General features: G+C 73.3%; 27 protein-coding genes and 2 pseudogenes. 9 read left to right on the top strand and 20 right to left on the bottom strand.

Annotation, left to right across the window (positions count from 1 at the left end):
- The 5 genes and pseudogenes from BUE41_RS02285 to BUE41_RS02265 form a co-directional block, all read right to left on the bottom strand.
- Window positions 1-223, bottom strand: a pseudogene (locus tag BUE41_RS02285) (allantoinase AllB); the annotation flags it as partial.
- 77 nt (window positions 224-300) lie between these two features.
- Window positions 301-2586 carry a xanthine dehydrogenase subunit D gene (pucD, locus tag BUE41_RS02280; protein ID WP_073455097.1) on the bottom strand — a complete coding sequence of 762 codons (2286 nt, stop codon included), beginning with the start codon at window positions 2584-2586 and terminating at the stop codon, window positions 301-303.
- Complete coding sequence (locus BUE41_RS02275; protein ID WP_073455096.1) at window positions 2583-3932, bottom strand: 8-oxoguanine deaminase; 1350 nt, start codon at window positions 3930-3932, stop codon at window positions 2583-2585. Before BUE41_RS02275 ends, pucD begins: the two co-directional genes overlap by 4 nt.
- On the bottom strand, window positions 3929-4408 hold the full coding sequence (locus BUE41_RS02270) for a (2Fe-2S)-binding protein (RefSeq protein WP_073455095.1): 480 nt from the start codon (window positions 4406-4408) through the stop codon (window positions 3929-3931). The genes BUE41_RS02275 and BUE41_RS02270 overlap by 4 nt, the downstream gene beginning before the upstream one ends.
- Entirely contained in the window at window positions 4408-5292 is an 885-nt protein-coding gene (locus BUE41_RS02265; RefSeq protein WP_073455094.1) for an FAD binding domain-containing protein, read from the bottom strand. Before BUE41_RS02265 ends, BUE41_RS02270 begins: the two co-directional genes overlap by 1 nt.
- 94 nt (window positions 5293-5386) lie before the next feature.
- Between BUE41_RS02265 and BUE41_RS29430 the strand changes: the two genes are divergently transcribed.
- Together BUE41_RS29430 and BUE41_RS02260 are read left to right on the top strand one after the other, a co-directional pair.
- Complete coding sequence (locus tag BUE41_RS29430) at window positions 5387-5788, top strand: PucR family transcriptional regulator ligand-binding domain-containing protein (RefSeq protein ID WP_159444845.1); 402 nt, start codon at window positions 5387-5389, stop codon at window positions 5786-5788.
- Window positions 5789-5844: 56 nt separating this feature from the next.
- Window positions 5845-6921 (top strand): PucR family transcriptional regulator, encoded by a 1077-nt coding sequence (locus BUE41_RS02260; protein ID WP_084754205.1) that lies wholly within the window; start codon window positions 5845-5847, stop codon window positions 6919-6921.
- Between the two features lie 101 nt (window positions 6922-7022).
- On the opposite strand, the gene pucL is transcribed toward BUE41_RS02260, so the two are convergent.
- The 8 genes from pucL to BUE41_RS02220 all read right to left on the bottom strand — a co-directional run bounded on the left by pucL (window position 7023) and on the right by BUE41_RS02220 (window position 14358).
- Entirely contained in the window at window positions 7023-7856 is an 834-nt protein-coding gene (gene pucL, locus BUE41_RS02255) for a factor-independent urate hydroxylase (RefSeq protein ID WP_073455093.1), read from the bottom strand.
- Between the two features lie 13 nt (window positions 7857-7869).
- A complete protein-coding gene (uraD, locus tag BUE41_RS02250; protein WP_234996899.1) occupies window positions 7870-9783 on the bottom strand; it encodes a 2-oxo-4-hydroxy-4-carboxy-5-ureidoimidazoline decarboxylase in 1914 nt (637 codons plus the stop codon).
- A 132-nt stretch (window positions 9784-9915) separates the two neighbouring features.
- The gene (locus BUE41_RS02245) at window positions 9916-10236 is read right to left on the bottom strand and encodes a nucleotide pyrophosphohydrolase (protein ID WP_073455091.1); all 321 of its coding nucleotides are present in this window, start codon (window positions 10234-10236) and stop codon (window positions 9916-9918) included.
- Complete coding sequence (locus tag BUE41_RS02240) at window positions 10233-10679, bottom strand: GlcG/HbpS family heme-binding protein (RefSeq protein ID WP_073455090.1); 447 nt, start codon at window positions 10677-10679, stop codon at window positions 10233-10235. The genes BUE41_RS02245 and BUE41_RS02240 overlap by 4 nt, the downstream gene beginning before the upstream one ends.
- 5 nt (window positions 10680-10684) lie before the next feature.
- On the bottom strand, window positions 10685-11116 hold the full coding sequence (locus tag BUE41_RS02235) for a response regulator (protein ID WP_073455089.1): 432 nt from the start codon (window positions 11114-11116) through the stop codon (window positions 10685-10687).
- A gap of 30 nt (window positions 11117-11146) precedes the next feature.
- Complete coding sequence (locus BUE41_RS02230) at window positions 11147-12688, bottom strand: sensor histidine kinase (protein ID WP_073455088.1); 1542 nt, start codon at window positions 12686-12688, stop codon at window positions 11147-11149.
- Window positions 12685-13866: a PP2C family protein-serine/threonine phosphatase gene (locus tag BUE41_RS02225; RefSeq protein WP_073455087.1), complete on the bottom strand. Its 1182-nt coding sequence runs from the start codon at window positions 13864-13866 to the stop codon at window positions 12685-12687. Before BUE41_RS02225 ends, BUE41_RS02230 begins: the two co-directional genes overlap by 4 nt.
- 168 nt (window positions 13867-14034) lie before the next feature.
- Window positions 14035-14358 carry a PASTA domain-containing protein gene (locus tag BUE41_RS02220; protein ID WP_073455086.1) on the bottom strand — a complete coding sequence of 108 codons (324 nt, stop codon included), beginning with the start codon at window positions 14356-14358 and terminating at the stop codon, window positions 14035-14037.
- 122 nt (window positions 14359-14480) lie between these two features.
- On the opposite strand from BUE41_RS02220, the gene BUE41_RS02215 reads away from it, so the two are divergent.
- Together BUE41_RS02215 and BUE41_RS02210 are read left to right on the top strand one after the other, a co-directional pair.
- Window positions 14481-15239 carry a sugar transferase gene (locus tag BUE41_RS02215; RefSeq protein WP_073455085.1) on the top strand — a complete coding sequence of 253 codons (759 nt, stop codon included), beginning with the start codon at window positions 14481-14483 and terminating at the stop codon, window positions 15237-15239.
- Window positions 15240-15312: 73 nt separating this feature from the next.
- Window positions 15313-15975: a TetR/AcrR family transcriptional regulator gene (locus tag BUE41_RS02210; protein ID WP_073455084.1), complete on the top strand. Its 663-nt coding sequence runs from the start codon at window positions 15313-15315 to the stop codon at window positions 15973-15975.
- Here the strand turns inward: BUE41_RS02210 and BUE41_RS02205 are convergent.
- The 3 genes from BUE41_RS02205 to BUE41_RS02195 form a co-directional block, all read right to left on the bottom strand.
- Window positions 15959-16498, bottom strand: coding sequence for an NAD(P)H-dependent oxidoreductase (locus tag BUE41_RS02205; protein ID WP_073455083.1), 540 nt, complete (start codon window positions 16496-16498; stop codon window positions 15959-15961). The two genes, BUE41_RS02210 and BUE41_RS02205, sit on opposite strands and share 17 nt — an antisense overlap.
- Window positions 16495-17010: a flavin reductase family protein gene (locus BUE41_RS02200; protein WP_073455082.1), complete on the bottom strand. Its 516-nt coding sequence runs from the start codon at window positions 17008-17010 to the stop codon at window positions 16495-16497. Before BUE41_RS02200 ends, BUE41_RS02205 begins: the two co-directional genes overlap by 4 nt.
- 279 nt (window positions 17011-17289) lie before the next feature.
- Window positions 17290-18357 (bottom strand): sigma-70 family RNA polymerase sigma factor, encoded by a 1068-nt coding sequence (locus tag BUE41_RS02195; protein ID WP_084754200.1) that lies wholly within the window; start codon window positions 18355-18357, stop codon window positions 17290-17292.
- A gap of 267 nt (window positions 18358-18624) precedes the next feature.
- Here BUE41_RS02195 and BUE41_RS02190 point away from each other — a divergent pair, with 267 nt between their 5' ends.
- Window positions 18625-20292: a PHA/PHB synthase family protein gene (locus tag BUE41_RS02190; protein ID WP_073455081.1), complete on the top strand. Its 1668-nt coding sequence runs from the start codon at window positions 18625-18627 to the stop codon at window positions 20290-20292.
- A gap of 32 nt (window positions 20293-20324) precedes the next feature.
- Complete coding sequence (locus BUE41_RS02185; RefSeq protein WP_084754198.1) at window positions 20325-20741, top strand: helix-turn-helix domain-containing protein; 417 nt, start codon at window positions 20325-20327, stop codon at window positions 20739-20741.
- Between the two features lie 7 nt (window positions 20742-20748).
- On the opposite strand, the gene dtd is transcribed toward BUE41_RS02185, so the two are convergent.
- Both dtd and BUE41_RS02175 read right to left on the bottom strand, forming a co-directional pair.
- On the bottom strand, window positions 20749-21174 hold the full coding sequence (gene dtd, locus BUE41_RS02180) for a D-aminoacyl-tRNA deacylase (RefSeq protein ID WP_073455080.1): 426 nt from the start codon (window positions 21172-21174) through the stop codon (window positions 20749-20751).
- Window positions 21171-22667, bottom strand: coding sequence for a DUF7782 domain-containing protein (locus BUE41_RS02175; RefSeq protein WP_327194727.1), 1497 nt, complete (start codon window positions 22665-22667; stop codon window positions 21171-21173). Before BUE41_RS02175 ends, dtd begins: the two co-directional genes overlap by 4 nt.
- Window positions 22668-22692: 25 nt before the next feature.
- Between BUE41_RS02175 and BUE41_RS02170 the strand changes: the two genes are divergently transcribed.
- The 3 genes and pseudogenes from BUE41_RS02170 to BUE41_RS02160 form a co-directional block, all read left to right on the top strand.
- Window positions 22693-23271 carry an HhH-GPD-type base excision DNA repair protein gene (locus BUE41_RS02170; RefSeq protein ID WP_073455078.1) on the top strand — a complete coding sequence of 193 codons (579 nt, stop codon included), beginning with the start codon at window positions 22693-22695 and terminating at the stop codon, window positions 23269-23271.
- 7 nt (window positions 23272-23278) lie between these two features.
- A complete protein-coding gene (locus BUE41_RS02165) occupies window positions 23279-23719 on the top strand; it encodes an ArsR/SmtB family transcription factor (protein ID WP_073455077.1) in 441 nt (146 codons plus the stop codon).
- 16 nt (window positions 23720-23735) lie between these two features.
- Window positions 23736-24044: pseudogene (locus BUE41_RS02160) on the top strand (DUF3099 domain-containing protein); the annotation flags it as partial.
- Here BUE41_RS02160 and BUE41_RS02155 read toward each other — a convergent pair.
- Complete coding sequence (locus tag BUE41_RS02155) at window positions 24037-24957, bottom strand: carbohydrate kinase family protein (RefSeq protein ID WP_073455075.1); 921 nt, start codon at window positions 24955-24957, stop codon at window positions 24037-24039. The pseudogene BUE41_RS02160 and the gene BUE41_RS02155 sit on opposite strands and share 8 nt — an antisense overlap.
- Window positions 24954-25859: a pseudouridine-5'-phosphate glycosidase gene (locus BUE41_RS02150; protein ID WP_073455167.1), complete on the bottom strand. Its 906-nt coding sequence runs from the start codon at window positions 25857-25859 to the stop codon at window positions 24954-24956. Before BUE41_RS02150 ends, BUE41_RS02155 begins: the two co-directional genes overlap by 4 nt.
- Window position 25860: the final 1 nt, after the last annotated feature.

The following is a 25860-nucleotide window of genomic DNA, read 5'->3' as shown; positions in this document are numbered from 1 at the left end:
ACCCCTCCCACTCCGTCCGCCCCGGCTCATTCACATGCACATGCGAATCCACCAGACCAGGCAGCAACACCTCATCCGCACCCAGCACCACCTCGGGTGCGGTGACCGGTGCGTCCACGGGCAGGACGGCGGCGATCCGCTCCCCGTCGATCACGACGGCGGCGGGGCGCTCGGTCCCGGCCACGACGGCGCGCTGCGCGCGCACGACGACGGTGGGGGACATGCGGGAATCTCCGTTCGCGGGCACGGCAGTAACCACCGCACGGCGGGCGTGCGGCGGAACGCCGGGGGTGGACCGGTTCAGGTGCCGGTGATGTGCTCCGGCCGGATCGGTACCCGGCGCAGGGCCTTTCCGGTCGCGGCCCGGACGGCGGCAGCGACGGCGGGGCCGGACGAGATCGTCGGTGGCTCGCCCACGCCGCGCACACCGTAAGGGGCGTGCGGATCGGCGTACTCGAGCACCTCGATCTGCATCGGTGGCATGTCGAGGATCGTCGGGATCAGGTAGTCGGTGAACGACGGGTTCCGGACGTGGCCGTCGGTCACCACGATCTCCTCCATCAGCGCCAGGCCCATCCCCTGCGCGCTGCCGCCCTGGATCTGGCCGACGACGGCGTCCGGGTTGATCGCCTTGCCCACGTCCTGCGCGGTGTCGAGGGCGACCACCTTCACCAGGCCCAGCTCCACGTCCACGTCCACGACCGCGCGGTGGGCGGAGAACGCGTACTGCACGTGCGCGTCGCCCTGCCCGGTCTCCGGGTCGATCGGCCGGGTGGGCCGGTGGCGCCGCTCCACGGTCTCCTCGACCGCATCGTCGCCGAGCACCTCGACGAGCGTGGCGACGACCTCTCCCGACGTCGCGACGATCTTGTCGCCGTCGAGGCGCAGGCCGGTCTGGCCGCACCGCTGTCCGGCGCGGGCGAGCACGGTGGTCCGCACGGCCTCGCAGGCGGCCTTCACCGCACCGCCGGTCACGTACGTCTGCCGGGACGCCGACGTGGAGCCGCCGGAGCCGACCGTGGTGTCCTTCGGGTGCACGACGACCCTCTCGACGCCCAACTCGGTCCGGGCGATCTGCTGCTCGACGGCGATGAGGCCCTGCCCGACCTCCGCGGCGGCGGTGTGCACGGTGACGACCGGCTCGCCGCCGGACATCTCCAGCCGCACCCGCGCGGTCGAGTAGTCGTCGAAGCCCTCGGAGAAGCCGACGTTCTTGTAGGTGACGGCGTAGCCGATGCCGCGCACGACGCCCTCGCCGTGGGTGGTGTTGGAGACGCCGCCGGGCAGCTCGCGGAGATCGGTGCTGGTGCGCTCCGGGGGCAGCGGCAGGTCCCGCACGGTGCGGATCAGCTCGGCCACCGGCGCCGCGGAGTCGATCAGCTGGCCGGTGATGTTGCGGTCGCCCTCGCGCATCCCGTTCAGCGCGCGGATCTCCACCTCGTCGAGGCCGACGGCCTCGGCCAGCTCGTCCATCAGCGCCTCGTGCGCGAACGCGGCCTGCACGCAGCCGAAGCCGCGCATGGCCCCGCACGGCGGGTTGTTCGTGTACACCCCGCGGGCGGTCACGTGCACGCTCGGGAAGTCGTACGGGCCGAGGCCCAGCGTGCCGCCGTTGCCGACGACCGCGCCCGTCGAGGACGCGTAGGCGCCGCCGTCGAACAGGATGTCGGCCTTGCCGTAGACCAGGCGGCCGTCGGGCTGCGCACCGAACTCGTAGCGCAGCCACGCCGGGTGGCGGTGGACGTGGCCGTAGAACGACTCCTCGCGGGAGTAGCACATCTTCACCGGCTTGCCGGTGCGCAGGGCGAGCAGGCAGGCGTGGACGTGCATCGACAGGTCCTCGCGGCCGCCGAACGCGCCACCGACCCCGGCCAGGGTGAGCCGCACCTTCTCCGGGGGCAGCCCGAGCACCCGGCACACCTGGGCCTGGTCGACGTGCAGCCACTGCGTGGCCACGTACAGATCGACGCCGCCGTCCTCGGCCGGCACCGCGAGGCCGGACTCCGGGCCGAGGAAGGCCTGGTCCTGCATGCCGACCTCGAACTCCAGCGAGACCACCACCGGCGCCGTCGGGGACGCGTCGCCGCGGCGGATCGTCACCTCGCGCACGAGGTTGCCCTGCTCGTGCACCTGCGGCGCGTCGGGATCGAGCGCGCGGCGCGGATCGGTGAGCGCAGGCAGCTCCTCGTAGGTGACGACGATCTTCTTCGCCGCCCGCCGCGCGGTCTCCGGGTGATCGGCGGCGACCAGCGCGACCGGCTCGCCCTCGTAGCGGACGATGTCGCGGGCCAGCGCCGGGGTGTCCAGGTGCTCCAGTCCGACGGCGTTCTCACCGGGGACGTCGTCGGCGGTCAGCACCGCGTACACGCCGGGCGTCGCCAGCGCCTCCGTGGTGTCGATGCCGAGGATGCGGGCGTGCGGGTGCGGGCTGCGCAGCGTCACGCCCCAGCACATGTCCTCGTGCCACAGGTCGGACGAGTAGGCGAACTGGCCGGTCACCTTCAGCGTGCCGTCCGGGCGCAGCGGGCTGTCGCCGACGCGGCCGCCGCCCGTCTTCGCTCCGGGGATCGAGTCGGTGCTCGTCATGGCGTCTTCTCCAGCAGACGGCGGTGCACGGCGGTGCACTCGCGGGCGATCGCATCGGTGTCGACGGTGACCACGCGGTTCTGCTCGACGACGGGCCGGCCGTCCACGAGCAGCAGCTGCAGCGGGGGAGGGGCGCCGAGGACCAGCGCGGCGACCGGGTCGTGGACGTCGGCGTGGCCCAGCCCGTCGATCCGCCACAGCGCCAGGTCGGCGAGCTTGCCCGGCTCGATCGAGCCGATCTCGCCGGCGCGGCCCAGCACGGCAGCACCGCCGATGGTGGCCAGCTCCAGCCCGTCTCGGACCGACAGCGCGGTCGGGCCGCCCACGGCGCGGGCGAACAGCACGGCGTGGCGGGCCTCCTCCAGGAGGCTGCCGGCCTCGTTGCTGGCCGCGCCGTCGACGCCGAGCCCGACGCGGGCGCCGGCGTCGCGCAGGTCGCGGGTGCGCGCGATGCCGGCGCCTAGCCGTGCGTTCGACGACGGGCAGTGCGCCACCCCGGTGCGGGTGTCGCCGATCAGCTTCACGGCGTCGTCGGCGAGGTGGATGGCGTGGGCGAACCACACGTCTTCACCGGTCCAGCCGAGCCGCTCGACGTACTCCACGGGCGTGCAGCCGAACTTCTCGCGGCAGAAGTCCTCCTCGTCGAGGGTCTCGGCGAGGTGGGTGTGCAGCAGCACGCCGCGGTCGCGGGCCAGCTCGGCGGAGGCGCGCATCAGATCGCCGGTCACCGAGAACGGCGAGCACGGGGCGAGCGCGACCCGCACCAGCGCGTCCGGCGAAGGATCGTGCCATCGGTCGATCGCCACCTGCGACGCGGCCAGGACCGCGTCGATGTCCTCGGTGACGTGGTCGGGCGGTAGCCCGCCCTTGCTCTGCCCGAGGTCCATCGACCCGCGGGTGGCGTGGAAGCGCAGGCCCACCTCCTGCGCGGCGCGGATGCCGGCGCCGAGCACGTCCCCGCCGTCGCGGGGGAACAGGTAGTGGTGGTCGCTCGCGGTGGTGCAGCCGGTGAGCGCCAGTTGGGCCAGCGCCCCGGACGCCGAGGTGTGCACCGCGTGCTCGTCGAGCCCGGCCCAGACCGGGTAGAGCGCGGTGAGCCACTCGAACAGCGTGTTGTCCACGGCCAGCCCGCGGGTGACCCACTGGAACAGGTGGTTGTGGGTGTTCACGAAGCCCGGGGTGAGCAGGCAGCCGCGGCCGTCGACGACCGTGCGGCCGCTGCGGTCCGGGGCGGGTCCGGCACCGACGGCGGTGATCCGGTTGCCGTCGACGACCACGTGCCCGTCCGGGTACTCCTCGCCGGTCACGCTGACGACGTACGCGCCCTCGATCACGTAGCCGCTCATCGCAGTGCCTCCGCGGCCGCGCGGACGGCGTCCATGATCTTCTCGTAGCCGGTGCAGCGGCACAGGTTCCCGGCCAGCGCCTCGCGGATCTCCGGGTCGCTCGGGTCCGGGTTGCGCTGCAGCAGGTCGTGCGTGGAGACGATCAGACCGGGCGTGCAGAACCCGCACTGCACCGCGCCCTTCTCGAGGAACGCCTGCTGCACCGGGTGCAGCGCGGTCTCGTCGCCGGAGCCCTCGGGGGCCAGGCCCTCGACGGTGGTGACCTCGCGGCCGTGCGCCTGTCCCGCGGGGACCAGGCACGCGCACACCGGCACCCCCTCGAGGTAGACGGTGCACGAGCCGCATTCGCCCTGCTCACAGGCGTTCTTCGCGCCCGGCAGGCCCATCCGCTCGCGCAGCGCGTAGAGCAGGCTCTCACCCGGCCAGACGTCGTCGACGTCGTGGCGGGTGCCGTTCACGGTCAGCTGGATCCGCATCAGGCAGCCCTCCGGTCCTCGCTGCGGAAGTCGTCCCATGCCCAGGTGGCGGCGCGGCGCGCCATCACCGAGAGCGAGTGCAGGCGGTACGCGGCGCTGCCGCGCACGTCGTCGATGGGGGAGGCGGCGTCGCGGACCTTGCGGCCGAACTCGACGGCCAGCCCCTCCGGCAGCGGGCCGCGGCTCTCCCACAGCCCGGCGGCGTCGATCTCCCCGGCCAGGAACACGGCGGCGTCCGGCGCGGTGCGCGGGGTGGGTGCGGCCGAGCCGATGCCGGTGCCGATCGCCTTGCGCTGCGGCTGCAGCGCGATCGCGAACGCGGCCACCGCGATCACCATGGCGTTGCGGGTGCCGATCTTGCAGAACTGCTGCGGCCCGGTGGCCCGCGGGATCAGCACGGCGGCGATGAGCTCGTCAGGGGCGAGCGCGTTGCGCTTGGGCCCGGTGTAGAACTCGGCCGCAGGGACCTCGCGGCTGCCGCGCACCGAGGCGACCTCGACGACGGCGTCGCAGGCCAGGAGCGGCGGGTGGCTGTCGCCGGCGGGGGAGGCCGCGCCCAGGTTGCCGCCGACGGTGCCGCGGTTGCGGATCTGCGGCGACCCGACGGTGCGGGCGGCCATCGCCAGGCCCGGCAGCTCGTCGCGCAGCTCGGCGATGATCCGGCTGTAGGTGACACCGGCCCCCAGGCGGATCCGCCCGTCGTCGGTCCGCCCCCATTCGCTCAGCTCGGGTACGCGGGTCAGGTCCAGCAGCGCGCGTGGGCGCCGCCGGTCGAAGTTGATCTCGACCATGACGTCGGTGCCGCCCGCCACCGGAACGGCGTCGGGCTGCTCGGCCTTGGCCGCGAGGGCGTCTGCCCAGGTGGTCGGCGCCAGGAAGTCCATGCCAGGAAGTAGACCGCCCCCGTGAGACGGAAAGAAGTCGCTGGCGTCACGAAGAGAGCTCCTGGATCGCCCGATGGGGTTGTACGTTCCTCCAATGCTGTTGCGCGAGCTCGTCGGGAACCCGCGGCTGGGGCTGCGGGTCCTGCACGGCGACGAGGCGGCGCTGGAGCGGTCGGTGCGCTGGGTCTACACGACCGACCTGATCGATCCGTCGCGCTACCTGTCCGGCGGTGAGCTGGTGATCAGCGGCCTGGTGTGGCGGACCTCGCCCGCGGAGAGCGAGCGGTTCGTCGCCGCCGTGGCGGGGGCGGGTGCGGCGGCGCTGGCCGCCGGGGAGGCCGTGTTCGGCGGGGTTCCCGACGACGTCGTGGAGGCTTGCCGCCGGCACGACCTGCCGCTGATCGCGGTGCCCGAGGAGACGTCGTTCTCGGACGTCACCGAGCTGGTCGTCGGCGCGGTGGCCGCCGCGCGCGGGACCGGCTGGCGCTCACCCTGAGCCGGCAGCGGGAGCTGCTCACCGCCGTCGCGAGCGGGCTAGGGCTGGAGGACGTCGTGGCCGGGATCGCCGCGTCGGCCGGGCGCGGCTGCCGGGTGCTCACCGCGACCGGGCGGGAAGTGGCGGCGTCGGCCCCGGTGCCCCTCCCGGTGCTCGAGCGGATGGTGACCACGTTCCTCACCGCCGTGCGCCTGCCCGCGGTCACCCGCGTCGACGGGGCGGCGTACTCGGTGTTCGCGGTGGGCCCGGCGTCGGAGCAGCGGATGACGTCGTGGTTCGTGGCCGTCGACGGCGCCTACCCGGACTGGGACGCGGAGACCTCCGACGCCGTGAGCGGCCTGGTGGCGATCGCCGCCCTGGACCGCGCCCGCCGCGGGGAAGGCCTGCGGGTCGCCCGCGACATCGCCGACGACGCCATCGAGCTGATCGCCACCGGCGGCGGCGACCGCCCGGAGACCGCCGTCCGGCTGCGCCAGGCCGGGCTCGACCCGACGGGTCCGCTGGTGGTGGCCGTCGCGGCGTTCGTCGACCGCCCGGACCTCGTCGAGGCGGCCCGCGCGATCCTCGTCGACGCGGCCTCCCACGTGACGCCGGGGGACCACCCACCCGTGGTCGGCGTGCGGGACGGGGTGGCCGTCGCCGTGTTCCCCGGCGATCCCGCCGCCTTCGCCGTCGCGCTGCGCCGCCTCGAACCGGCGCTGGGGGCGTTGCGGCTCACCGTGGGCACGAGCGTCCCGTACGGTCCGGCGGCGCTGTCAGGCGCGATGCAGGAAGCCCGGCACGCCCGGGACCTGGCCCGGATGCGCGAGGGCGCCCTCCCCGTCGTCACCGGGGCGGAACTGACCTCCCACGTCGCCCTGCTCGCCGCGGTGCCGGACGACATGCGCCGCGCCTTCGCCGCCCGGGTCCTCGCCCCGGTGCTGGACTACGACGACCGCACCGGGGCGGGGCTGATGGTGACGCTGGAGGCGTTCCTGGACTGCTCGGGGTCGTGGAGCCGGGTGGCGGAGCGGTTGCACCTGCACGTCAACACGGTGCGGTACCGGATCGGGCGGGTGGAGGAGTTGACCGGGCGGGACCTGGGGCGGTTCGCGGACCGGGTGGACCTGTTCCTGGCGCTGCGGTCGCTGTGAGCGGGTGGGCCCTGACGCAACGAACGGCACTTTCGTCCACCCAGAGTGGACGAAAGTGCCGTTCGTTGCCTGAGGGCCAGCTTCCGCGAACCCGGGATCCGTCAGTCCCGCGTGACCGTCGCTTCGATCAGCCCGTACGGCCGGTCCGCCGCGTAGAACACCTCGCCCGGGTTCTCCAGCCCGAACGGCGAGAGATCGACGAGGAAGTGGTGCTTGTTCGGGGCCTGCAGGGAGATCTCCGCGATGCTCGTGTGCGCCTCCAGCACCGCCTTGCCCATCTCCCACAGCGTCTGCTGCAGGGCGAGGGAGTGGACGTCGGCGAAGCGGTCGATGAGGATCCGCCGCACGTCGGTCCGGGTCTTGTCCCACTCCACGTCGGTGGACGTGTAGCGCCAGCGGGCCACGAGGGAGGTGGCCATGATCCGGTCGTGGGTCTCCTCCAGGGTGGTGTAGCGGTCCTTGAGGAACCCGGCGAACTCCGAACCGGTCGACTTGAGGATCACCAGGTCCTTCACCCCGGACGTGACGACCTCGCCGGCGGCGTCGACGACCACCTCGGTCGTGCGGACCTCGGGACCGGTGCGCACCCACGTGTGGTCGTGGTCCTGCGCTCGCTGCCAGCCCAGCTCGTCGATGGTGATCGTGGCGGCGCGGACGGGCTCGACGTCCTCGACGAAGTGGCGGGCCAGTGCGAGGCCGAAGTCCTCGATCTCGTGCAGGCCGCGCTCCTTGGCGAACGCGTAGCAGGTGTTCTTCTGGGTGTCGGTCGGCAGGACGTTCGCCTGGTCGCCGACGAGGTGCGCGTCGGCGAAGTCGCCGCGCAGCGCCGTGGTGATGGTGACGTCGCGGATCTCGTGCCGCGACGTCTCGCGGTAGATGCGGACGAGGCGGTTCTCCGCCTTCCCGTACTGGTTGGCTCCGAGGACGATGCCCATGGGTGTGCTCCTGTCAGTGCGTGCCGAACGCCCGCGTGCGGGCGGTCATGATCGGGTTGGCCTCGGCGACGAGGTCGGAGAACCGGTGATTCGCGATCTTGGCGATCTCGATGAGCGCGGCGGCGTGCTCTTGGGTGGGTGAATTCTCCAACCGCCGAAGACCCTCGTGGAGGAGGGCCTCCCGGCCGGCGGCGTCCCGCACGCAGACGATCAGCGGGATGCCGAACCGCTCCCGGTAGGCCGAGGCGAGGCGGGCGAACTCGGTCCGCGACTCCTCGTCGAGGTGGATGAGCCCGGCGGAGGCCTGGTCGCGGCGCGAGTCCTCGCCGGTCGTGCCGTCGGCCACCGCGTCGCAGCCGAGATCGGGGTAGGCCTGCATCAGGGCGCGCTGCTCGGTGTCGGGTGCGGCGAACAGCGCCTCCTGGAACGCCGCGCGCAGGGCGTTGATGTCGGTGAACGGCCTGCGGTCGTAGGCGCGGGCGACGATCGGGCTGTCCCCCTGGAACAGCCTGCCGAAGGTCTCGACGAATTCCTCGCGGCTCATCTTGTTCACCTGGTCGAGCCGCACGGTCGGCTCGCCGGGCGCGCCCGCGACGGCCGGGCCGAAGTCCTTGCCGATGTGGTGGAAGACGATGTTGAGCAGGATCGCGGTGATGCTGCCCAGCGTGATGCCGGAGCCGAAGATGATCTGCGCCCACTCCGGCACGGCCTTGGCCACGTCCGGCTGGACGGTCACGAACAGCGCCAGTCCGATACTGGACGCCACGATCACGACGTTGCGGTGGTCGTGGAAGTCCACCCGCGACAGCGTCTGGAACCCGACGACCGCCACGGTGGCGAACATGGCCAGCGCGGCCCCGCCGAGCACCGGGTGCGGGATGCCGGCCACGATCGCGCCGGCCTTGGGCACCAGCCCGATCAGGATCATGATCACGCCGGCGGCCGCGACGACGTAGCGGCTCTTCACCCTGGTCAGCCGCACGAGGCCGACGTTCTCGGCGAAGCAGGTGTAGGGGAACGAGTTGAAGACGCCGCCGATCGTGGTGGCCAGGCCATCGGCGCGCAGGGCCCGGGCCACGTCCTCGCTGCCGACGCGCTTGTCGACGATCTCGCCGGTCGCGAAGACGTCACCGGTGGTCTCCACGGCCGTGATCAGCATGACGACGATCATCGAGATGATCGCGGCGAGGCTGAACTGCGGCCAGCCGAACCAGAACGGTGTGGTCACCCCGAACCAGTCGGAATCGGCGACCGAGTCGAAGTGTGCGTCGGCGAGCAGCCAGGCCACCAGCGTGCCGAGCACCAGGCCGATCAGGACGGCGACGGTGGCCATGAAGCCGCGGAACACCCGCTGGATGAGCACGATCACCGCGAGCGTGCCCAGCGCGTAGGCGAGGTTGCGGGGATCGGTGGGCTGCGGATCGCTGCCGCCGCCGACCGCGTCGAGCGCGGCGACCGGCAGCAGCGCGATGCCGATGATCGTGATCACCGAGCCGGTGACGACCGGCGGGAAGAACCGGATCAGCTTGCCGAACACCGGCGCGATGAAGAACGTGACCAGACCCGCGACGATCACTGCGCCGTAGATCACCAGCAGGCCGTCGGTGCCGCCCCCGGCGGCGAGCCCGATGGCGATCATCGGCGACACCGCGGTGAACGTGACGCCCTGCAGCAGGGGCAGCCGCACACCGATCTTCCAGAACCCGACGGACTGGATGATCGAGGCGATGCCGCAGGTGAACAGGTCGGCGTTGATCAGGTGGATCAGGTCGCGCTCGGACAGGCCGATGGCGCCGGCCAGCAGGATCGGCACGATGACCGCGCCGGCGTAGAACGCGAGCACGTGCTGGAACCCGTAGACGGCGAGCTTGCCCACGGGCAGCATCTCGTCGACGGGGTGGGGACGGCGAGTGGTGGATCCGCGCACGGGGCACCTCTTCGTGGCTGGATGGGGATCCAGGTCACCATCCCGGATGACACCGGACCAGGCCATTCGCAACACCGACGAAGGCGCCGCCGTTCGCGCCGCGCACGTTTGGAGGATCCGACGAACGCTCTGTTACGGGGCGGGAAACCGGACCTCGTTGCGGTCGATCTTCGCGTGCGCCGCCGCGACCGGGTCGATCCCGCACACGTCCGCGAACCGCAGCAGGTACAGCAGGACATCCGCCAGCTCGTCGGTCACCCGGAACCGCAGCCCGTCGTCCCACACCGCCGGGTCGGCCTCGGCGTCGGTGCGCCACTGCAGCTCCGCGACCAGCTCCCCGACCTCCCCGGTCAGTGCCATGAGCAGGTTGCGCGGCGTGTGGTACGGCTCCCAGTCCCGGGCGGCCGCGAACTCCCGCAGCCGGGGGATCAGGTCGTCGAAGGCCCGGCTCACGAGCCTTCGGCGCCGGTCACCGCCACGAGCCCGGCCGCCTCGATCCCCGCCACGGCCGCGGCCTCGTCGTGCAGCGAGAGATCACCGGTCACACCGACCGCGCCGAGCAGCGTGCCCTCGCGGTCGCGCACGAACACCCCGCCGGGCACCGAGACGAACTTCCCGCCGGCGAGCGTGGTCACGGTCGTGAAGAACTCCGGGGCCTCCGCGGCCCGCTCGGCGATCGCCCGGTTGGTCATGCCCAGCCCGAGCACGCCGTACGCCTTCGCGACGGCCAGGTCGGGCCGCAGGAAGCCGGACCCGTCCTGGCGGGCCAGCGCCACGATCGCACCGCCCGGGTCGAGCACGGCCACGGTCAGCGGGTTGTAGCCCTGCTCCGCGCCGTACGCCAGTGCCGCATCGATGATCGTCCGGGCCTGCTCCAAGGTGATGCTCACGATCATGCACCCTATCGCCCCGGCAGTCTGACGACCGTGACGAAGAAGTCGTCGATCTGGCGGATCACCTCCATGAACCGGGTGAAGTCCACCGGCTTGGTGACGTAGGCGTTGGCGTGCAGGTCGTAGCTGCGCAGGATGTCCTCCTCGGCCGCCGACGTGGTGAGCACGACCACCGGGATCGAGCGCAGGCCGGCGTCGGACTTGACCGCCGCGAGCACCTCCCGCCCGTTCACCCGCGGCAGGTTCAGGTCCAGCAGGATCAGCCCCGGCCGGGGCGCGTCGGCGTACTCGCCCTCCTTGCGCAGGAACCGCAGCGCCTCGGCGCCGTCGGTCACGACGTGCAGCGGGTTGCGGATCTTGTGGTGCTCGAACGCCTCCTGCGTCATGAGCACGTCGCCCGGGTCGTCCTCGACGAGCAGGACGTGGACGTGGTCGGTCATGGGGTCTCCGTGGTCATGGGGTCTCCGTGGTCATGGGGTCTGCGGGGTCGGGTCGGGCGGCACGGGCAGAGTGAAGCGGAACGTGGCGCCGGGTGCGCCGGGATCGGGGTCGAGCCAGATGCGGCCGCCGTGGAACTCGACGATCTTGCGGCACATGGCCAGCCCGATGCCGGTCCCGGGGTAGCTGTCGCGGGAGTGCAGCCGCTGGAAGATGACGAAGATCTTGTCGGCGAACTCGGGATCGACGCCGATCCCGTTGTCGCTGACCGAGAACTCCCACACCTCGCCGTCGCGCCGCGCGCCGACGTGCACCCGCGGCGGGTCCTCGCCGTGGAACTTCAGCGCGTTGCCGACGAGGTTCTGCAGCACGGTGGTGAGCAGGCTCCGCTCGCCCACGACCTCGGGCAGCGGGTCGTGGGTGACGACGGCACCGGTGCGCTCGATCGCGTCGGCGAGGTTGCGCTCGGCGTGGGCGAGCAGCTCCTCGGCCGAGACCCTGGCCCAGCTCGTGCGGTCGGTGGTGCGGCCGACGCGGGAGAACGCGAGCAGGTCGTTGATCAGCGCGCTCATCCGCCGAGCCCCGTCGACGGCGAAGCCGATGTACTGGTCGGCGCGCTCGTCGAGCTGCCCGGCGTAGCGCTTGGCGAGCAGCTCGCAGAACGAGGAGACCTTCCGCAGCGGCTCCTGCAGGTCGTGGCTGGCGACGTAGGCGAACTGCTCCAGGTCGGAGTTGGAGCGGGCCAGCTCGGCGGCCTGCGCGTCGAGCTGCTCGTTGAGCTGCTGCACGGTCTGCAGCTCGCCGTGGATGCGTCGGCGCATCGCGTCGACCGCGGTGCCGAGCTGCTCCAGCTCGCGGGGCCCCTCGACCGCCACCGGCCGGTCGAACTCGCCGCGTTCAACCGCCTTGACCGCGCCCTCGAACGACCGGATCGGCCGCAGGATCACCTGCCGCGCCCACGCCCACGTGCCGGCGAACAGCGCGACCAGCAGGGCGGCGATCACCGCGCCCATGACGGCCATGCCGGTGATCGCCGCGTCCAGCTCCGCCGCGCCGGCCGCCCGCTCGGCGTGCAGCGTGGTGAGCAGCGCGGCGACCGCCTCGCGCAGGGCGTCGAAGAGCACCTTGCCGGTGCCGGCGTCGACGGACTCGCCACCGGTGTCGACGGCCGCCATCGTGGGCTCGGCGTACCCGCGCTGCCAGGCATCTGCCCGCTGCAGGACCGTGTCCAGCTCGGCGAGCGGCTCGTCGGACAGCAGCTGCCGCAGCTCCGCGACCACCTGCTCCTGGGTCGCCCGCCCGTCGCGGTACGGCGCGGCGAACTCCGGGTCGCGGGTGACGACGTAGCCGCGCACCCCGATCTCCTGGTTGAGCAGCGCCGCGCGCAACTGCTGGGCGACGATCAGCGCCGGCCCGGTGCGGTCGATCAGCGAGTCGCGGGCGGCGTCGAGCCGCACCAGCGCCAGCACGCCCAGCATCCCGGTGACCAGCATCCCGACGACGCCGAGCACCGCGACGATCGTGAACCAGCGGCGCAGCGACCAGTGCTCTCGCCGCGGCGGACCTGCGCTCACCGGGCGCCCGCCGGGTGGCTGAGCAGCACGACGGCGATGTCGTCGTTCTGGGCGTACGTGCACCCGGCGACCTTCGCCAGCACCTCGTCGACGACCTCCCCGAGATCGGCCCGGTCGGTCAGCGGGCCCGCCGGCAGCAGCTCGCACAGCCCGTCGACCCACAGCAGGTCGCCCTCCGCGCCCGCGCGGGCCTCGATCAACCCGTCCGTGTAGAGCAGCAGGTCCCAGCGCGGCCCCAGCGGCACCTCGATCGGCTCCCAGCAGTGCCCGGCGGCGACGCCGAGCGGCAGCTGCGGGCTGAACTCCAGCTCGCCCCAGCTACCGTCGCCGCGCCGCAGCACGACGGGCGGGTGCCCGGCCGACCACAGCAGCGCCGAGGCCCGGTCGGGCGCGACCCGCACCATCGTGGCGGTCGCGAACAGGTACGGCTGGTGCCGCTCGTTGACCAGCACCTCGTGCAGCGTCGGCAGGATCCGGTCGGCGGGGTGCCCGGCCAGCACGAGCGTGCGCCACGCGATGCGCAGTGCGACGCCGAGCGCTGCCTCGTCCGGGCCGTGTCCGCACACGTCGCCCACGATCACCCAGATCGCGTCGTCGCCGACCTGGACCGCGTCGTAGAAGTCGCCACCGAGCAGCAACCGGGCCCCGCCGGGCAGGTAGCGGGCCGCGTAGCCGATCTCGGACGGGCGCAGCAGCGGGGCGGGCAGCAGCCCGCGCGAGAGCCGCAGGTTCTCCGCGGCGAGCAGGTTGGCCTGCGCCAGCTCGCGGGCGATCAGGTCGGCCCGGTGGCGGTGCACGGCGTACCGCACCGCCCGCTCCAGCATCGACCCGTCGATGTTGCCCTTGACCAGGTAGTCCTGCGCCCCGGCGGCGACCGCGGCGAGGCCGTTCTCCCGATCGCCGAACCCGGTGAGCACGACGACCGCCCCCGCACCGCGTTCGCGCATCCGCACCAGCCCGTCGAGCCCGGTGCTGTCGGGCAGTGCGAGGTCGAGCAGCACGCAGTCGATCTGCGGCGACCACACGGTCTCGGCCTCGGCGAGGGAGCGGGCGCGGACCAGCTCCACCGGCTGACCGGCGTCGGTCAGCAGCTCGTGGACGAGCAGGGCGTCGCCCTCGTCGTCCTCCACGAGCAGCACCCGCAGCGGGGTCTGCTCGCTCTCCGTCTCGGCGCTCATGGGTCGGTCTCGCTCTTCTCGGACGGCACGGTGGGGGAACCCGCCCGATGCTGTGTCGGCTCGCTGCTGAACCGGCCCGGTCACATCGGCCCGCGCCCGCGCCGGCCTCGTCGACCTTGCGCGACCTCGGGCACCTCGCAACCTATCAGCGAAGCGCCGGTGGAGGGGTCACACGCCCGCCGGATCGCCCGCCCCGGTCGGATCGAGCGGGGTCGGGGGCGGGATGAGCGCACTGCCACCACCGCCGCCGCGGCCGGTCTCCTCGACCGTCACCTGCACGGTGCTGCCCGGCGGCACCGTCGTGCCGGCCAGCGGCTGCTGCCCGGTGACCGCACCCTCCCGGACCGGCCCGGTGATCGGGTCCAGCGCGATCCCCGACAGGGCCGCGAGCCGGGTCGCGTCGGCGAAGTCGAGCCCGACCAAGGCCGGGACCAGCACCTTCTCCGGTTCCTGCACGGCGTCCTCCTCCCGCCCGCCCCTGCGGCGGTGCATCAGGGGTACCCGCTCTCCGCGCGACCCTCACCAGATGGTCAGCTCGGGCTTACCCCCGGGTGCCCAAGCGGTGGCCGGCGCGGCGATTACGGCCGGGGCCCGCGCGGACGAGGCTTTCCGCCATGACCACCGCCGTCCAGGACCGCACCGCCGAGTACCCGGCCACGCTGCCGCTGCCGGTACCGATGACGCAGCCCGCCCAGCTTCCCGAGACGCTGCAGCTGCCGGTGCCGGTGTCGTTCCCGGAACCGGCGGACTGGCAGACCCCGGCCTTCGCGCCCATCCACCTGCCCCGGCCCGCCGCCGGTGGCCGGGCCGCCCGCGCGATCAAGCGCGGCATCGACGTCGCCGGCGCCCTGATCGGGCTGCTGCTGGCGCTGCCGGTGCTGCTCGTGGCGGCGCTGGCGGTGCGCATCGAGGGCGGCCCCGGCGTGATCTTCCGCCAGCAGCGGGTCGGTCAGTACGGTCGCCTGTTCACCCTCTACAAGCTGCGTTCGCTCAAGCCCGCTGGTGACGAGGGTGATGTCTGCTGGAACATCGACCACGACTCCCGGCTCGGCCCGGTGGGCCGGTTCATCCGCCGCACGAGCATCGACGAGCTGCCGCAGCTGGTGAACGTGCTCAAGGGCGACATGAGCCTGGTCGGGCCCCGCCCGGAGCGCCCGTACTACGTGGCGAAGTTCTCCCGGGAGGTCCCCGGCTACGCCGACCGCCACCGCGTGCCCGTGGGCTTGACCGGGCTGGCCGTCGTGAAGGGGCTGCGCGGCGACACCTCGATCGCCGAGCGTGCCCGGGTCGACAACTCCTACGCCGACGACTGGTCGCTGTGGCTGGACCTGGTCGTGCTCGTCCGGACCGCGATCTACCTGGTCAAGCACTGATCAGGCGGGCGAGGGTCCGCGACTGCTGCCATGATGGCCCCCTCGGAACGTGATGACGAGGGGACGGGTTCTGATGGTTCAGGCCCGGGAGATGCGCGCACGGCTCGTGGAGGAGGCGATCCGGCTCGTCGACGAGCACGGTGCCGACGGGTTGCACGTGCGCAGGCTCGCCGCGGCGGTGGGGACCTCCACGATGGCGGTCTACACCCACTTCTCGGGGATGCCGGGCCTCCTCTGCGAGGTGCGGGCCGAGGGCTTCCGACGGCTGGCGACGGCGCTGGGCGCGATCCCGCGCACCGCCGACCCGGTCGCAGATCTCGTGACCGAGGCGCTCACCTACCGGCAGGTCGCGCTCGACGGACCGCACGTGTTCGCGCTGGCGTTCAGCGCGGCCGCTCCGGACCTGCGCGAGCCGGGCCGCGCAGCGTTCGAGCTGCTGCGCGGCCTCGTCGGCCGCGCGATCGACGCCGGTCGGTTCCCGCGGGTCGACGCCGGGTCGGCGGCCGCGCAGCTGTGGGCCGCCCACCACGGCGTCGTCATGCTCGAGCTGTCGGGGATCCTGCCGGCCGCGCCGCGCAGCGCCGTCGACACCGTGGTGGTGCCGCAGACCGTGCACCTGGCGATCGGCTTCGGCGACGACCCGGCAGCCGCCCACCGATCGGCCGAGGTGGGCGCGGCGAACTGGCAACGGATGAGGGCGGGCGACGGGGCGCGCGCCCTCACACCTGGGGCGTGATCGTGCTCAGCGCCTTCGACTCCTTGACAGCGGTCGCGAGGTCCGCCAGCGCCGCCCCGTGCGCCGCGGCCAGCGCCGCGCTGTCGGCGTTGAGCTGGGTGCGGCTCTCGTAGGCCGAGTGGTCGAAGTACAGGCCGGGGGAGAGGACCTGCACGGCGAAGAAGCCGGCCAGCACGTTGCGCAGGTCGTTGACGGCCAGGAAGTGGTGCCCGCTCGCGCCGGTGATCACGGTCGCCGCGACGGTGCCGCGCAGCGGGTCGGTCTTCTCGCCCCACTTGCCGCGCTCGGTGCGCTCCAGCAGGTCCTTGAGCAGCGCGCTGTAGGTGGCGCGGAATACCGGGCTGCCGAACACGACGGCGTCGGCCTCCGCCATGGCCGCCACCGCCTCCTCGGTGGTCACCTGCGAGAGTTCCAGCACCGCGGTGCTCTCGGCGCCGGCGCCCGCCAGCACGGCGTTGATCGCCGTCGTGGTGCGGCCTCCGGCCTCGGGGCCACCCGAGATCCCGATGATCGACAGGGTCATCGCTGCATCGCCTCCGGTCCGGCGGCGACCGTGTACTGGCCGCGGTAGTAGAGCAGGGGAAGGCGCGTCTCGTCGGCGCCGAGATCGAGCACCTTGCCGATGACGATCGTGTGGTCGCCGCCGTCGTGCTCGGCCCACAGCTCGCAGTCGATCCAGGCCGCCACACCGTCCAGGAGGGGCGAGCCGAAGGGGCTGGGCCGCCAGGCGACACCGGCGAACTTGTCGACGCCGGAGCGGGCGAACCCGATGCTCAAGTCCTGGTGCTCGACGGCCAGCACGTTCACGCAGAACTTGCCGACCTCACGGATGCGCGGCCAGGTCTTCGACGTGCGCGCGGGCGCGAAGCTGACCAACGGCGGATCGAGCGAGAGCGATGTGAACGACTGGCACGTGAAGCCGAGCGGTCCGTCCGGTCCGGCCGCGGTCACGACCACGATCCCGGTGACGAAATGGCCGAGGACCTCACGCATCATCGACGGCGACACGGGCCCGGGCGGAGCGCTTCCCGTCATGCGACTGACCCTATGGCCGGGCGAGCGCGATCACCACTCCGTGGTGGCAGTTGCCACACGCGTGTCGCAGAGATCGACTGCGGCGTCGCCCGGTCGTGCGGCTGTCGGGGCGCGACACGCGAACCGCTCACCCCAGGTTGCCGCACGAACACGCAGAGCTACCCATACCATTGTCCGGCCGGTACGGGGGGCGTGGGAGCCCGACCCCGGAGCCGGTGCACCACGGGAGGGCCGCCGCTGCCGGCGGTGGCCCTCCTCGCCGCCGGCGAGGCGAGCAGCTCAGCTGGCGTAGGCGCGCAGCCGGTCGGCGCGCTCGCCGATCCGCAGCTTCGCCATGACCTCGCGCTCGATCTGCCGCACCCGCTCGCGGGACAACCCGAACTGGCGGCCGATCTGGTCGAGCGTGCGCGGCTGGCCGTCGTCGAGGCCGTAGCGCATGCGGATCACCATCTGCTCGCGCTCCTCGAGCGTGTTGAGGACGCGGCGCAGATCCTCGTGCAGCATCCGCGAGATCACCGCGTTCTCGGCGTCGGCCGCCTCGCCGTCCTCGATGAAGTCGCCGAGCGGGGCCTCCTCGTCCGACCCGACCGGCATGTCCAGGCTCACCGGGTCCCGGGCGTGGTCGAGCAGGTCGGCGATCTTCTCCTCGGGGATACCGGACTCGGCGGCCAGCTCCTCGTGCGTCGCGTCGCGGCCGAGCTTCTGGTGCAGGTCGCGCTTGATCCGGGCGAGCTTGTTGACCTGCTCCACGAGGTGGACGGGCAGGCGGATGGTGCGCGCCTGGTCGGCCATGCCGCGGGTGATGGCCTGGCGGATCCACCACGTGGCGTAGGTCGAGAACTTGAAGCCCTTGGTGTAGTCGAACTTCTCCACGGCCCGGATCAGGCCGAGGTTGCCCTCCTGGATCAGGTCCAGCAGCGGCATGCCGCGACCGGTGTAGCGCTTGGCCAGCGACACGACGAGGCGCAGGTTCGCCTCCAGGAGGTGGTTACGGGCCAGGTTCCCGTCGCGCACGATCGCGCGCAGGTCCTTGGCGTACGCGGGGTCCAGCTCGCGACCCTCCGCGGCGGCCGTGTCCAGCACGTGCTTCGCGAACACACCGGCCTCGATGCGCTTCGCCAGCTCGACCTCCTGCTCCGCGGTCAGCAGAGCGGTCTTGCCGATCCCGTTCAGGTAGACGCGGACCAGGTCGGCCGCGGGGCTCTGGGCGTCGAGATCGTCGGCCGTCACCTCGGCACGACCGAAGTCGACGGACTCGCTGGCGAAGTCGAGGTCGGACTCGGTACGCTGAGCAGGAATGCTGGGGCTAGCCGTCCGGGTGGGCCGGTCGGTCTGAGTGATGGTCATGTGGCTGCGATCCTCCCCTGGCTAGCTCGGTGGGCGTGGCGGTGGCGGCCGCCTGGAACACCGGGCTGTCATGGGGTAGAACGCGGGTGTTCCGCGGATCGTTCCCGTACCCCCCATGAGCGTGTCCGTGCTCTCAGTCGCCCCTCAGTTACTCGTCGGTGGGGATCCACCTGGGGTTACTCGCGGGTTACCCACCTGTGACGCGGCGAACCCTGAGCCGTCTGGTCGATGGGTCGCCGCGGGGCGGAGTACCGCCATGATGGGCACATGTCTCCGGGGTTGTTGACGCAGCTGCTCGACCGGCTCGACCCCGGTGGCGTGCTCGAGGCCGCGGGGGCGGCCGCGGCGGCGGCCCTGACCAAGCCGGCCTCGGTCGCCCGTGAACTCGGCGTGCTGGCCGGCGGCAGCGTGGCGGCGCTCGCCGCGGCCGCCGTCCGCGGGCTGGGCGGCGACGCCGACGGACCCGTCGAGCTGCCGCGCGACAAGCGCCACGCCGACCCGGCCTGGGAGGAGAACCCGTTCTGCTTCCTGCTCCGCCAGGAGCACGCGCTGCTGACCCGGGCGCTGGAGGCGGTCGCCGCCGATCTGGACCTGCCGCCGGGTACTCGCGCGAAGGTCGACTTCCTCCTGACGCAGGTGATCGCGGCCGCCGATCCGGCGCACTGGCCGCTGACCAACCCGGTCGTGCTGCGCCGCGCCGTCGACACCGGCGGGCGGTCCCTGCTGCGCGGTGCCCGCAACGCCGTGCGCGACCTGCTCATCGAGGGCGGTCCGCGGCAGGTGGCGGCCGAGCGGTTCACCGTCGGCGAGGACCTCGCCGCCACCCCGGGCGCCGTCGTGCACCGCAACCGGCTCGTCGAGCTGATCCAGTACGCGCCGCAGACCGATCGCGTGCACGCCGTGCCGATGCTGTTCTCGCCGCCCTGGATCAACAAGTACTACGTCATGGACCTCGCGCCGGGGCGCAGCCTCGTCGAGCGCGCGGTCCGGTCCGGCCACACCGTGTTCATGCTCAGCTACCGCAACCCGGGCCCGGAGCTGGCCGGGCTCACGATGAGCGACTACCTCACGGAGGGCGTGCTCGCCGCGCTGGACGTCATCGGCGACATCACCGGCAGCGACCGCATCGACCTGGTGGGGCTCTGCCTGGGCGGCACGATGGCCACCGCGGCCGCCGCGTGGTGCGCCGCGGCCGGCACCCAGCGGGTGCACTCGCTCACCCTGCTCAACACGCTGCTCGACTACTCCGAGCCCGGTGTGCTGGGGGTGTTCACCGATGCCGCGGCCGTAGAGCGGCTCGACCGCATCATGTCGGCCACCGGCTACCTACCCGGCGAGCTGATGAAGGCGACCTTCGACGTGCTGCGGCCCGCCGACCTCGTCTGGGGGCCGATCGTCACCGGGTGGCTGCTGGGGGAGGACCCGCCGGCGTTCGACATGCTCGCCTGGAACGCCGACTCCACCCGCATGCCGGCCACGATGCAGCTGGAGTACCTGCGCGAGCTCTACGTGCACAACCGGTTCGCCGAGGGCACGTTCACCCTCGCCGGGCACCGGCTCGACCTCGGCGCGGTCGACGTGCCGGCCTACGTGGTCGCTGCGCAGGACGACCACATCGCCCCGTGGACGTCCGTCTACGCGGGCGCGCGCCGGCTCGGCGGGCCGCTGCGGTTCGTGCTGTCGAGCTCCGGGCACATCGCCGGCGTCGTCAACCCACCGTCGCCGCGCGCCTGGCACCGCGCCGGGGACGGCCCGCTGCCGGCCGATCCGCTCACCTGGCGGGCAGACGTCGCGGCCACGCAGACGACGTGGTGGGACGACTGGACGCCGTGGGCGGCTGGGCGGGCAGGCGACCTGCGCGAGCCGCCGCCCATCGGCAGTGCCGCCCACCCCGTCCTCGACGACGCACCGGGCCGCTACGTCCGGGAGTCCTGACCCCGCCTTCGGCGACCGGAGATGATGGAGGCATGAGTGCTGCCCGCGACGACCTCGCCGACGACGCCGGGGAGGACCCCCCGGCGTCGTCGTGGGCGGGTCAGATCAACATGCTGGGTCAGTTCATCCGGACCCAGCGGCAGCTGGCGAAGCTGTCGTTGCGCGAGATGGCGGCGATGACCCAGGTGTCGAACGCCTACCTCAGCCAGATCGAACGCGGCCTCCATCAGCCGTCGCTGAAGGTCCTGCAGGCGATCGCCGACGCGCTCCAGCTGTCGACCGAGCAGCTGCTGGCCCAGGCGGGCTGGAACACCGGACGCAACGGCAAGGCCGGCTCCGACGCCCCCAGCACCGAGGACGTCATCCGCGCCGACCCGCGGCTGACCCCCGAGCAACGCACGGCCCTGATCAGCGTCTACCGCAGCTTCGTGGGGGAGTCCTCCGACTGAGGAGGGATCACACCTCGACCAGTACGGTGAACGGCCCGTCGTTGACCGACTCCACCGCCATCGACGCGCCGAACACCCCGGTGGCCACGGTGGCGCCCCGCGCGCGCAGGGCCGCCACCGTGGCGTCGACGAGCGGACGCGCCGCCTCCGGCGGCGCCGCGTCGCTCCACGACGGACGGCGGCCCTTGCGCGTGGCGCCGTACAGCGTGAACTGACTGACCACCAGCAGCGGGGCACCGGTGTCCGCGCACGAGCGCTCGTCGCGCAGGATGCGCAGCTCGTGCAGCTTGCGGGCCATCGTCTCGGCCTGCTGGGCGGTGTCGTCGCGGTGCACGCCGAGCAGCACCAGGAGCCCCGGCTCGTCGATCGCGCCGACGATCTCGCCGTCCACGGTGACCGACGCGCGGGTCACCCTCGCCACGACCGCTCTCATGCCGGCACCAGCACCCCGTGCCGCACCAGTTCCCGCACCGCCGGGAGCGCCTCGGCCACGACCGCGTCGGTCGGCCGGTCGTGGGCGAACGCCAGCAGCCCCACGACGTCGCCGAGCGGCATCTGCCCGCGGCAGCCCGCCAGCAGCGCCGCGCCCAGCTCGTCCACCTCGTGCCGCCAGCGCGGCCCGTCGGTGCGGACCACCGCCGCGCCGGTCTGCGTCCAGCCCTCCTCGCCGGGCTCAGCACACCGCTCCAGCACCACACCCGGCGCGATGGTCACCCGCGCACCGAGCAGGTCCGCGTCGGTCGGGTGGGCGCGCAGCCAGTCGACCCGGTCCAGCCAACCCTCCACCTCCGGGCCCAGCGGGTCGTCCACCGCGCCCTGCAAGTCCTCGACGACGACCGTGCCCGGACCGTGCTCGGGCACCCGCAGCGTGATCACGCCGAAGCCGACGGCCTCCACGTCGGCCGACTCCAGCCAGTCCAGCCACTCGCCCGCCTGCGCGCGGGTCGCGGGCGCGGCCGGGTCGAGGCCGGCGTCGCGCTGCCAGATGCCCACGTGCATGGCGGGATCGGCGACCTCGCGCTGCAGGATCCACGCGTCGACGCCGTCGGGCAGCCACGACGTCACCCGCTCCGGCCAGTCCTGGCCGCGCACGTGCAGCCACGAGCCGAGCAGCTGCGCCACCCCGCCGGGCGTGAGGTGGCGCGGGAGATCGCCCAGCAGCGCGGCCAGCGCGTCGTCGCCGGCGGCGCCCGAGTCGCGGTAGACCAGGTCGATCCGCGGCGGGCCGGGCACGAACGGCGGGTTGGACACGATCCGGTCGAACCGGCGCCCGGCCACCGGGGCCAGCCACGGTCCCTCCAGCAGCTCGACGTCCACACCGGAGAGGGCGAACGTGGCCCGCGCGGCGGCCAGCGCCCGGGGCGCCACGTCGGTGCCGGTGACGCGCCGGGCGTGGGCGGAGGCGTGCAGCGCCTGCACACCGCAGCCGGTGCCCAGGTCCAGCGCCGTCTCGGCCGGGGTGCGCACCGTCGCCGCGGCGAGCGTGATCGACGCGGCGCCGACCCCGGTGACGTGGTCGCGGTCCTGCCGGCGCAGGTCCAGGTCCGACACCACCCACCAGGGCGGCCCGTCCTGCTCGGCGTACGGGCGCACGTCCAGCGCAGCGCGCCAGCCGTCGCCGTCGCGGGTGATCAGGCCGGCCGCGGCGGCGTCGGCGGGGGAGCAGGGGGCCAGCGCCGCGGTGACGGCGGCGTCCGGCTCGGTGCCGCCGAGCAGCAGCATGCGCACCAGGACCCCCAGCTCGCCGCCGTCTGCGGTGGTGCGGTGCGCCGGTTCGGGTTCGCCCCGGCCGAGTGCGGCGTGCGCGGTCTCACCGAGGAGCCTGCGCACCCCGTCGGTCGTGTAGCCGCACCTCAGGAACCCGGTGCGCAGGGCGTCGGCCACGGCGGGAGAAAGATCGGGAACCACGTGTGCAGTCTTGCGCACCTTCTCGTCTGGCATCATTCGACAGGTGCCGCTGTCACTGAGCCAGGACGCCGAGGCCGACGCGCTGCTCGACCGCGACCCCCTCGCGCTGCTGCTCGGCATGCTGCTCGACCAGCAGATCTCCATGGAGCACGCGTTCTGGGCGCCGTCCGAGCTGGCGGCGCGGCTCGGTGTCGACCGGCTCGACGCCGCTGCGATCGCCCAGCACGATCCCGACGACCTGATCGCGGTCTTCGCCCGGCCGCGGGCCCTGCACCGCTACCCGAAGTCGATGGCGGGGCGCGTCCAGGCGCTGTGCGCGGCGATCGTCGAGCACTACGACGGCGACGTCACCCGGATCTGGTCCGACGTGCCCGACGGGTCCGAGCTCTACAAGCGGCTGGTGGCACTGCCGGGGTTCGGGCCGCAGAAAGCGAAGATCTTCGTCGCGCTGCTGGGCAAGCAGCGCGGGATCACTCCGCCGGGCTGGCGGGAGGCCGCGGGCGACTACGGGCGCGAGGGCGTCTTCATGTCGATCGCCGACGTGGTCGACGCCGAATCGCTGCGGAAGGTCCGCGAGTTCAAGCAGGCCGCGAAGGCGGCGGCCAAGGCCGACAAGAGGTAGGCGCGCGGTGCACAGGGTCCCGGAGTCCCGGCGAGACCTGCGGGTGATCGATCCCGACCAGGTGTGCGACGCCTCGGCCGTGATCTCCGACGCTGCGCAGGTGCGGCACGCGGCCGCCGTCCTCGACGGGCTGGGCGACCCCAACCGGCTGTCGATCCTGCTGGCCCTGCACCACGCCGGGGACCTGTGCGTCTCCGATCTCGCCGTGGCGGTGGGGATGAGCGACAGCGCCGTCTCCCACGCGCTGCGGCTGCTGCGGGCGCTGGGCATGGTGGAGGCGCACCGGCAGGGCCGGCTGGTCCGCTACCGGATCGACGGCGAGTTCACCCGCAAGCTGCTCGACGTGATCAGCGAGAGCGTCGTGGGCGACGACGTCGAGCTGCACGCCCACCCGCACTCGCACGCCCGCTCACCGGCTTCCGGGTCCGCGCGCGAAGCCCACGCCTGAGTGGCACGATGGACCGGTGACTGACGGACGCGGCATCGAGGATCCAGTACTCATCACTGATGCCGCGCGCTCGTACGAGGACGAGCTCGCGATCCGCAAGCGCCGCTACAAGGTCATGATGGCGATGCGGGTCCCGTTCATGATCGCGGCGGCCGCCTTCTACCAGACCCCGTGGCTCGCGGTTGCCCTGATCGTGCTGTCGATCCCCCTACCGTGGTGCGCGGTACTCATCGCCAACGACCGGCTGCCGAAGAAGAAGGAGAAGCCGAACCGGTACCGCCCGGAGCGGCCCGAGCTGGAGTCGCGGGAGCACCCGGTCATCGAGGCGGAGCCGTTCGACGGGGGGCCGATCGACGGGCAGCCGATCGACGGGGAGCGGATCGGGACGGAGAAGCCGGAGCAGGCGGGCGGGCGCCCGCCTTCGTGACGGCCCGCGCGGCGGCCGTGCAGCCGGAGCGCAGCGCCTCCTCCGGCCCGGCGCCGGCGAGCCACGCCGCCAGCAGCCCGGCGTCGAACGCGTCACCGGCCCCCGTGGCGTCGACGACGTCGACGCGCGGGGCCGGCACCGACCAGCGGCCGCGGGCGTCGGCCCAGTGCGCGCCGTCCGGCCCGGCGGTCCACGCCACCGCGCCGACGGTGGTGAGCACGGCGTCGATCCCGCCGAGCGCGGCCAGCTCCGCGGCGTTGGGCAGCAGCAGGTCCACGCCCTCGACCAACTCCAGGAACCCGGGATCGAGAGCGGGCGCGGCCTGCGGGTCCACCGACACCGTGGCGCCCACCCGGCGGGCGCCGGCGATCGCTTCGAGCCCGGCCGGCCGCGACGACGGGTCCAGCAGCACGTAGCCGGAGACGTGGACGTGCCCGGTCCCGGCCGGGTCCGGCAGGTCGGCGGGGGAGAGCGCCGCGGCGGCGCCCCGGTCGGACAGCAGCGTGCGGTCACCGTCGGCCGCCAGCGCGACGACCGTCGCCGTCGGCAGCGCAGGGTCCACGGCCGCCGCCGTCGTCACCCCGGCCGCGGCCAGCTCGGCGATCGCCGCCCGGCCGGCCGCGTCGTCGCCCACCCGCGCGACCAGCGTCACCGCCACCCCGAGCGCGGCGAGCCAAGTCGCGGTGTTCGCGCCGGCGCCGCCGGGAAGCGTGCGGATCGTCGCCGGGACGTCGGCGCCGGCGACGATCGGTGCCCGGGGCCGGACCAGTACGTCGACGGCGACGTCGCCGACGACCGTCACGGACCTCACGGGGCGGCGAGCGCCGCCGCGACCCGGGCGGCCAGCTCCGTGTTCGCCTTCACCAGCGCGACGTTCGTGGCGAGGCTGGCCCCTCCGCTGGCGGTGTGGAAGTGCTCGAGCAGGGCGGGCGTGACGTCCTTGCCGGTGATGCCGCGCTCCGCGACGAGCGCGAGCCCCTCCGCGAGCAGCCGGTCGTGCAGCTCGGCGTCGAGCTCGGCGAACTGCGGGACGGGCTGGGCCAGCACCATCCCGGAGGGGGCGAGCCGCCGGTGCGCGACCCAGACGGCGGCGGCCTGCTGCGGCGTGTCGACCCGCCACGGCACCGGGTGGCCGGAGTCGCGGCGGTAGAAGCCGGGGAAGGCGTCGGTGCCGTAGCCGAGCACGGGCACCGAGCGGGTCTCCAGCACCTCCAGGGTGGCCGCGACGTCGAGGATCGACTTCACGCCCGAGCACACCACCAGCACCGGTGTGCCGCTCAGGGCGGCGAGGTCGGCCGAGACGTCCCAGGTGTCCCGGGCGCCGCGGTGCACCCCGCCCAGGCCGCCGGTGGCGAACACGCTGATCCCGGCCGCCGCGGCCAGCGTCGCCGTCGCGGCCACCGTCGTCGCGCCGTCGATGCCGAGGCCGACGGCCACCCCGAGATCCCGGGCGGAGAGCTTCGCCATCGGCGCCGAGCAGACCCGGTCCAGCTCGGCCGCGGTGAGCCCGATCCGCGGGACCCCGTCCAGGACGGCGATCGTCGCCGGGACCCCGCCGTGGGCGCGCACGAGCTCCTCCAGTTCGGCGGCCGCCTCCCGGTTGGCGGGTGCTGGGAGGCCGTGGGCGAGCAGTGTGCTCTCCAGCGCCACGATCGGCCGCCCGGTGGCGAGCGCATCGGTGACGTCGGGGGAGCACGTGAGCGGGGGAGTGATC

This window comes from Pseudonocardia thermophila (genome assembly GCF_900142365.1).
GTDB lineage: Bacteria > Actinomycetota > Actinomycetes > Mycobacteriales > Pseudonocardiaceae > Pseudonocardia > Pseudonocardia thermophila.
Note: the sequence above shows the minus strand (reverse complement) of the source record. Positions and strands in the feature narration are given on the sequence as shown.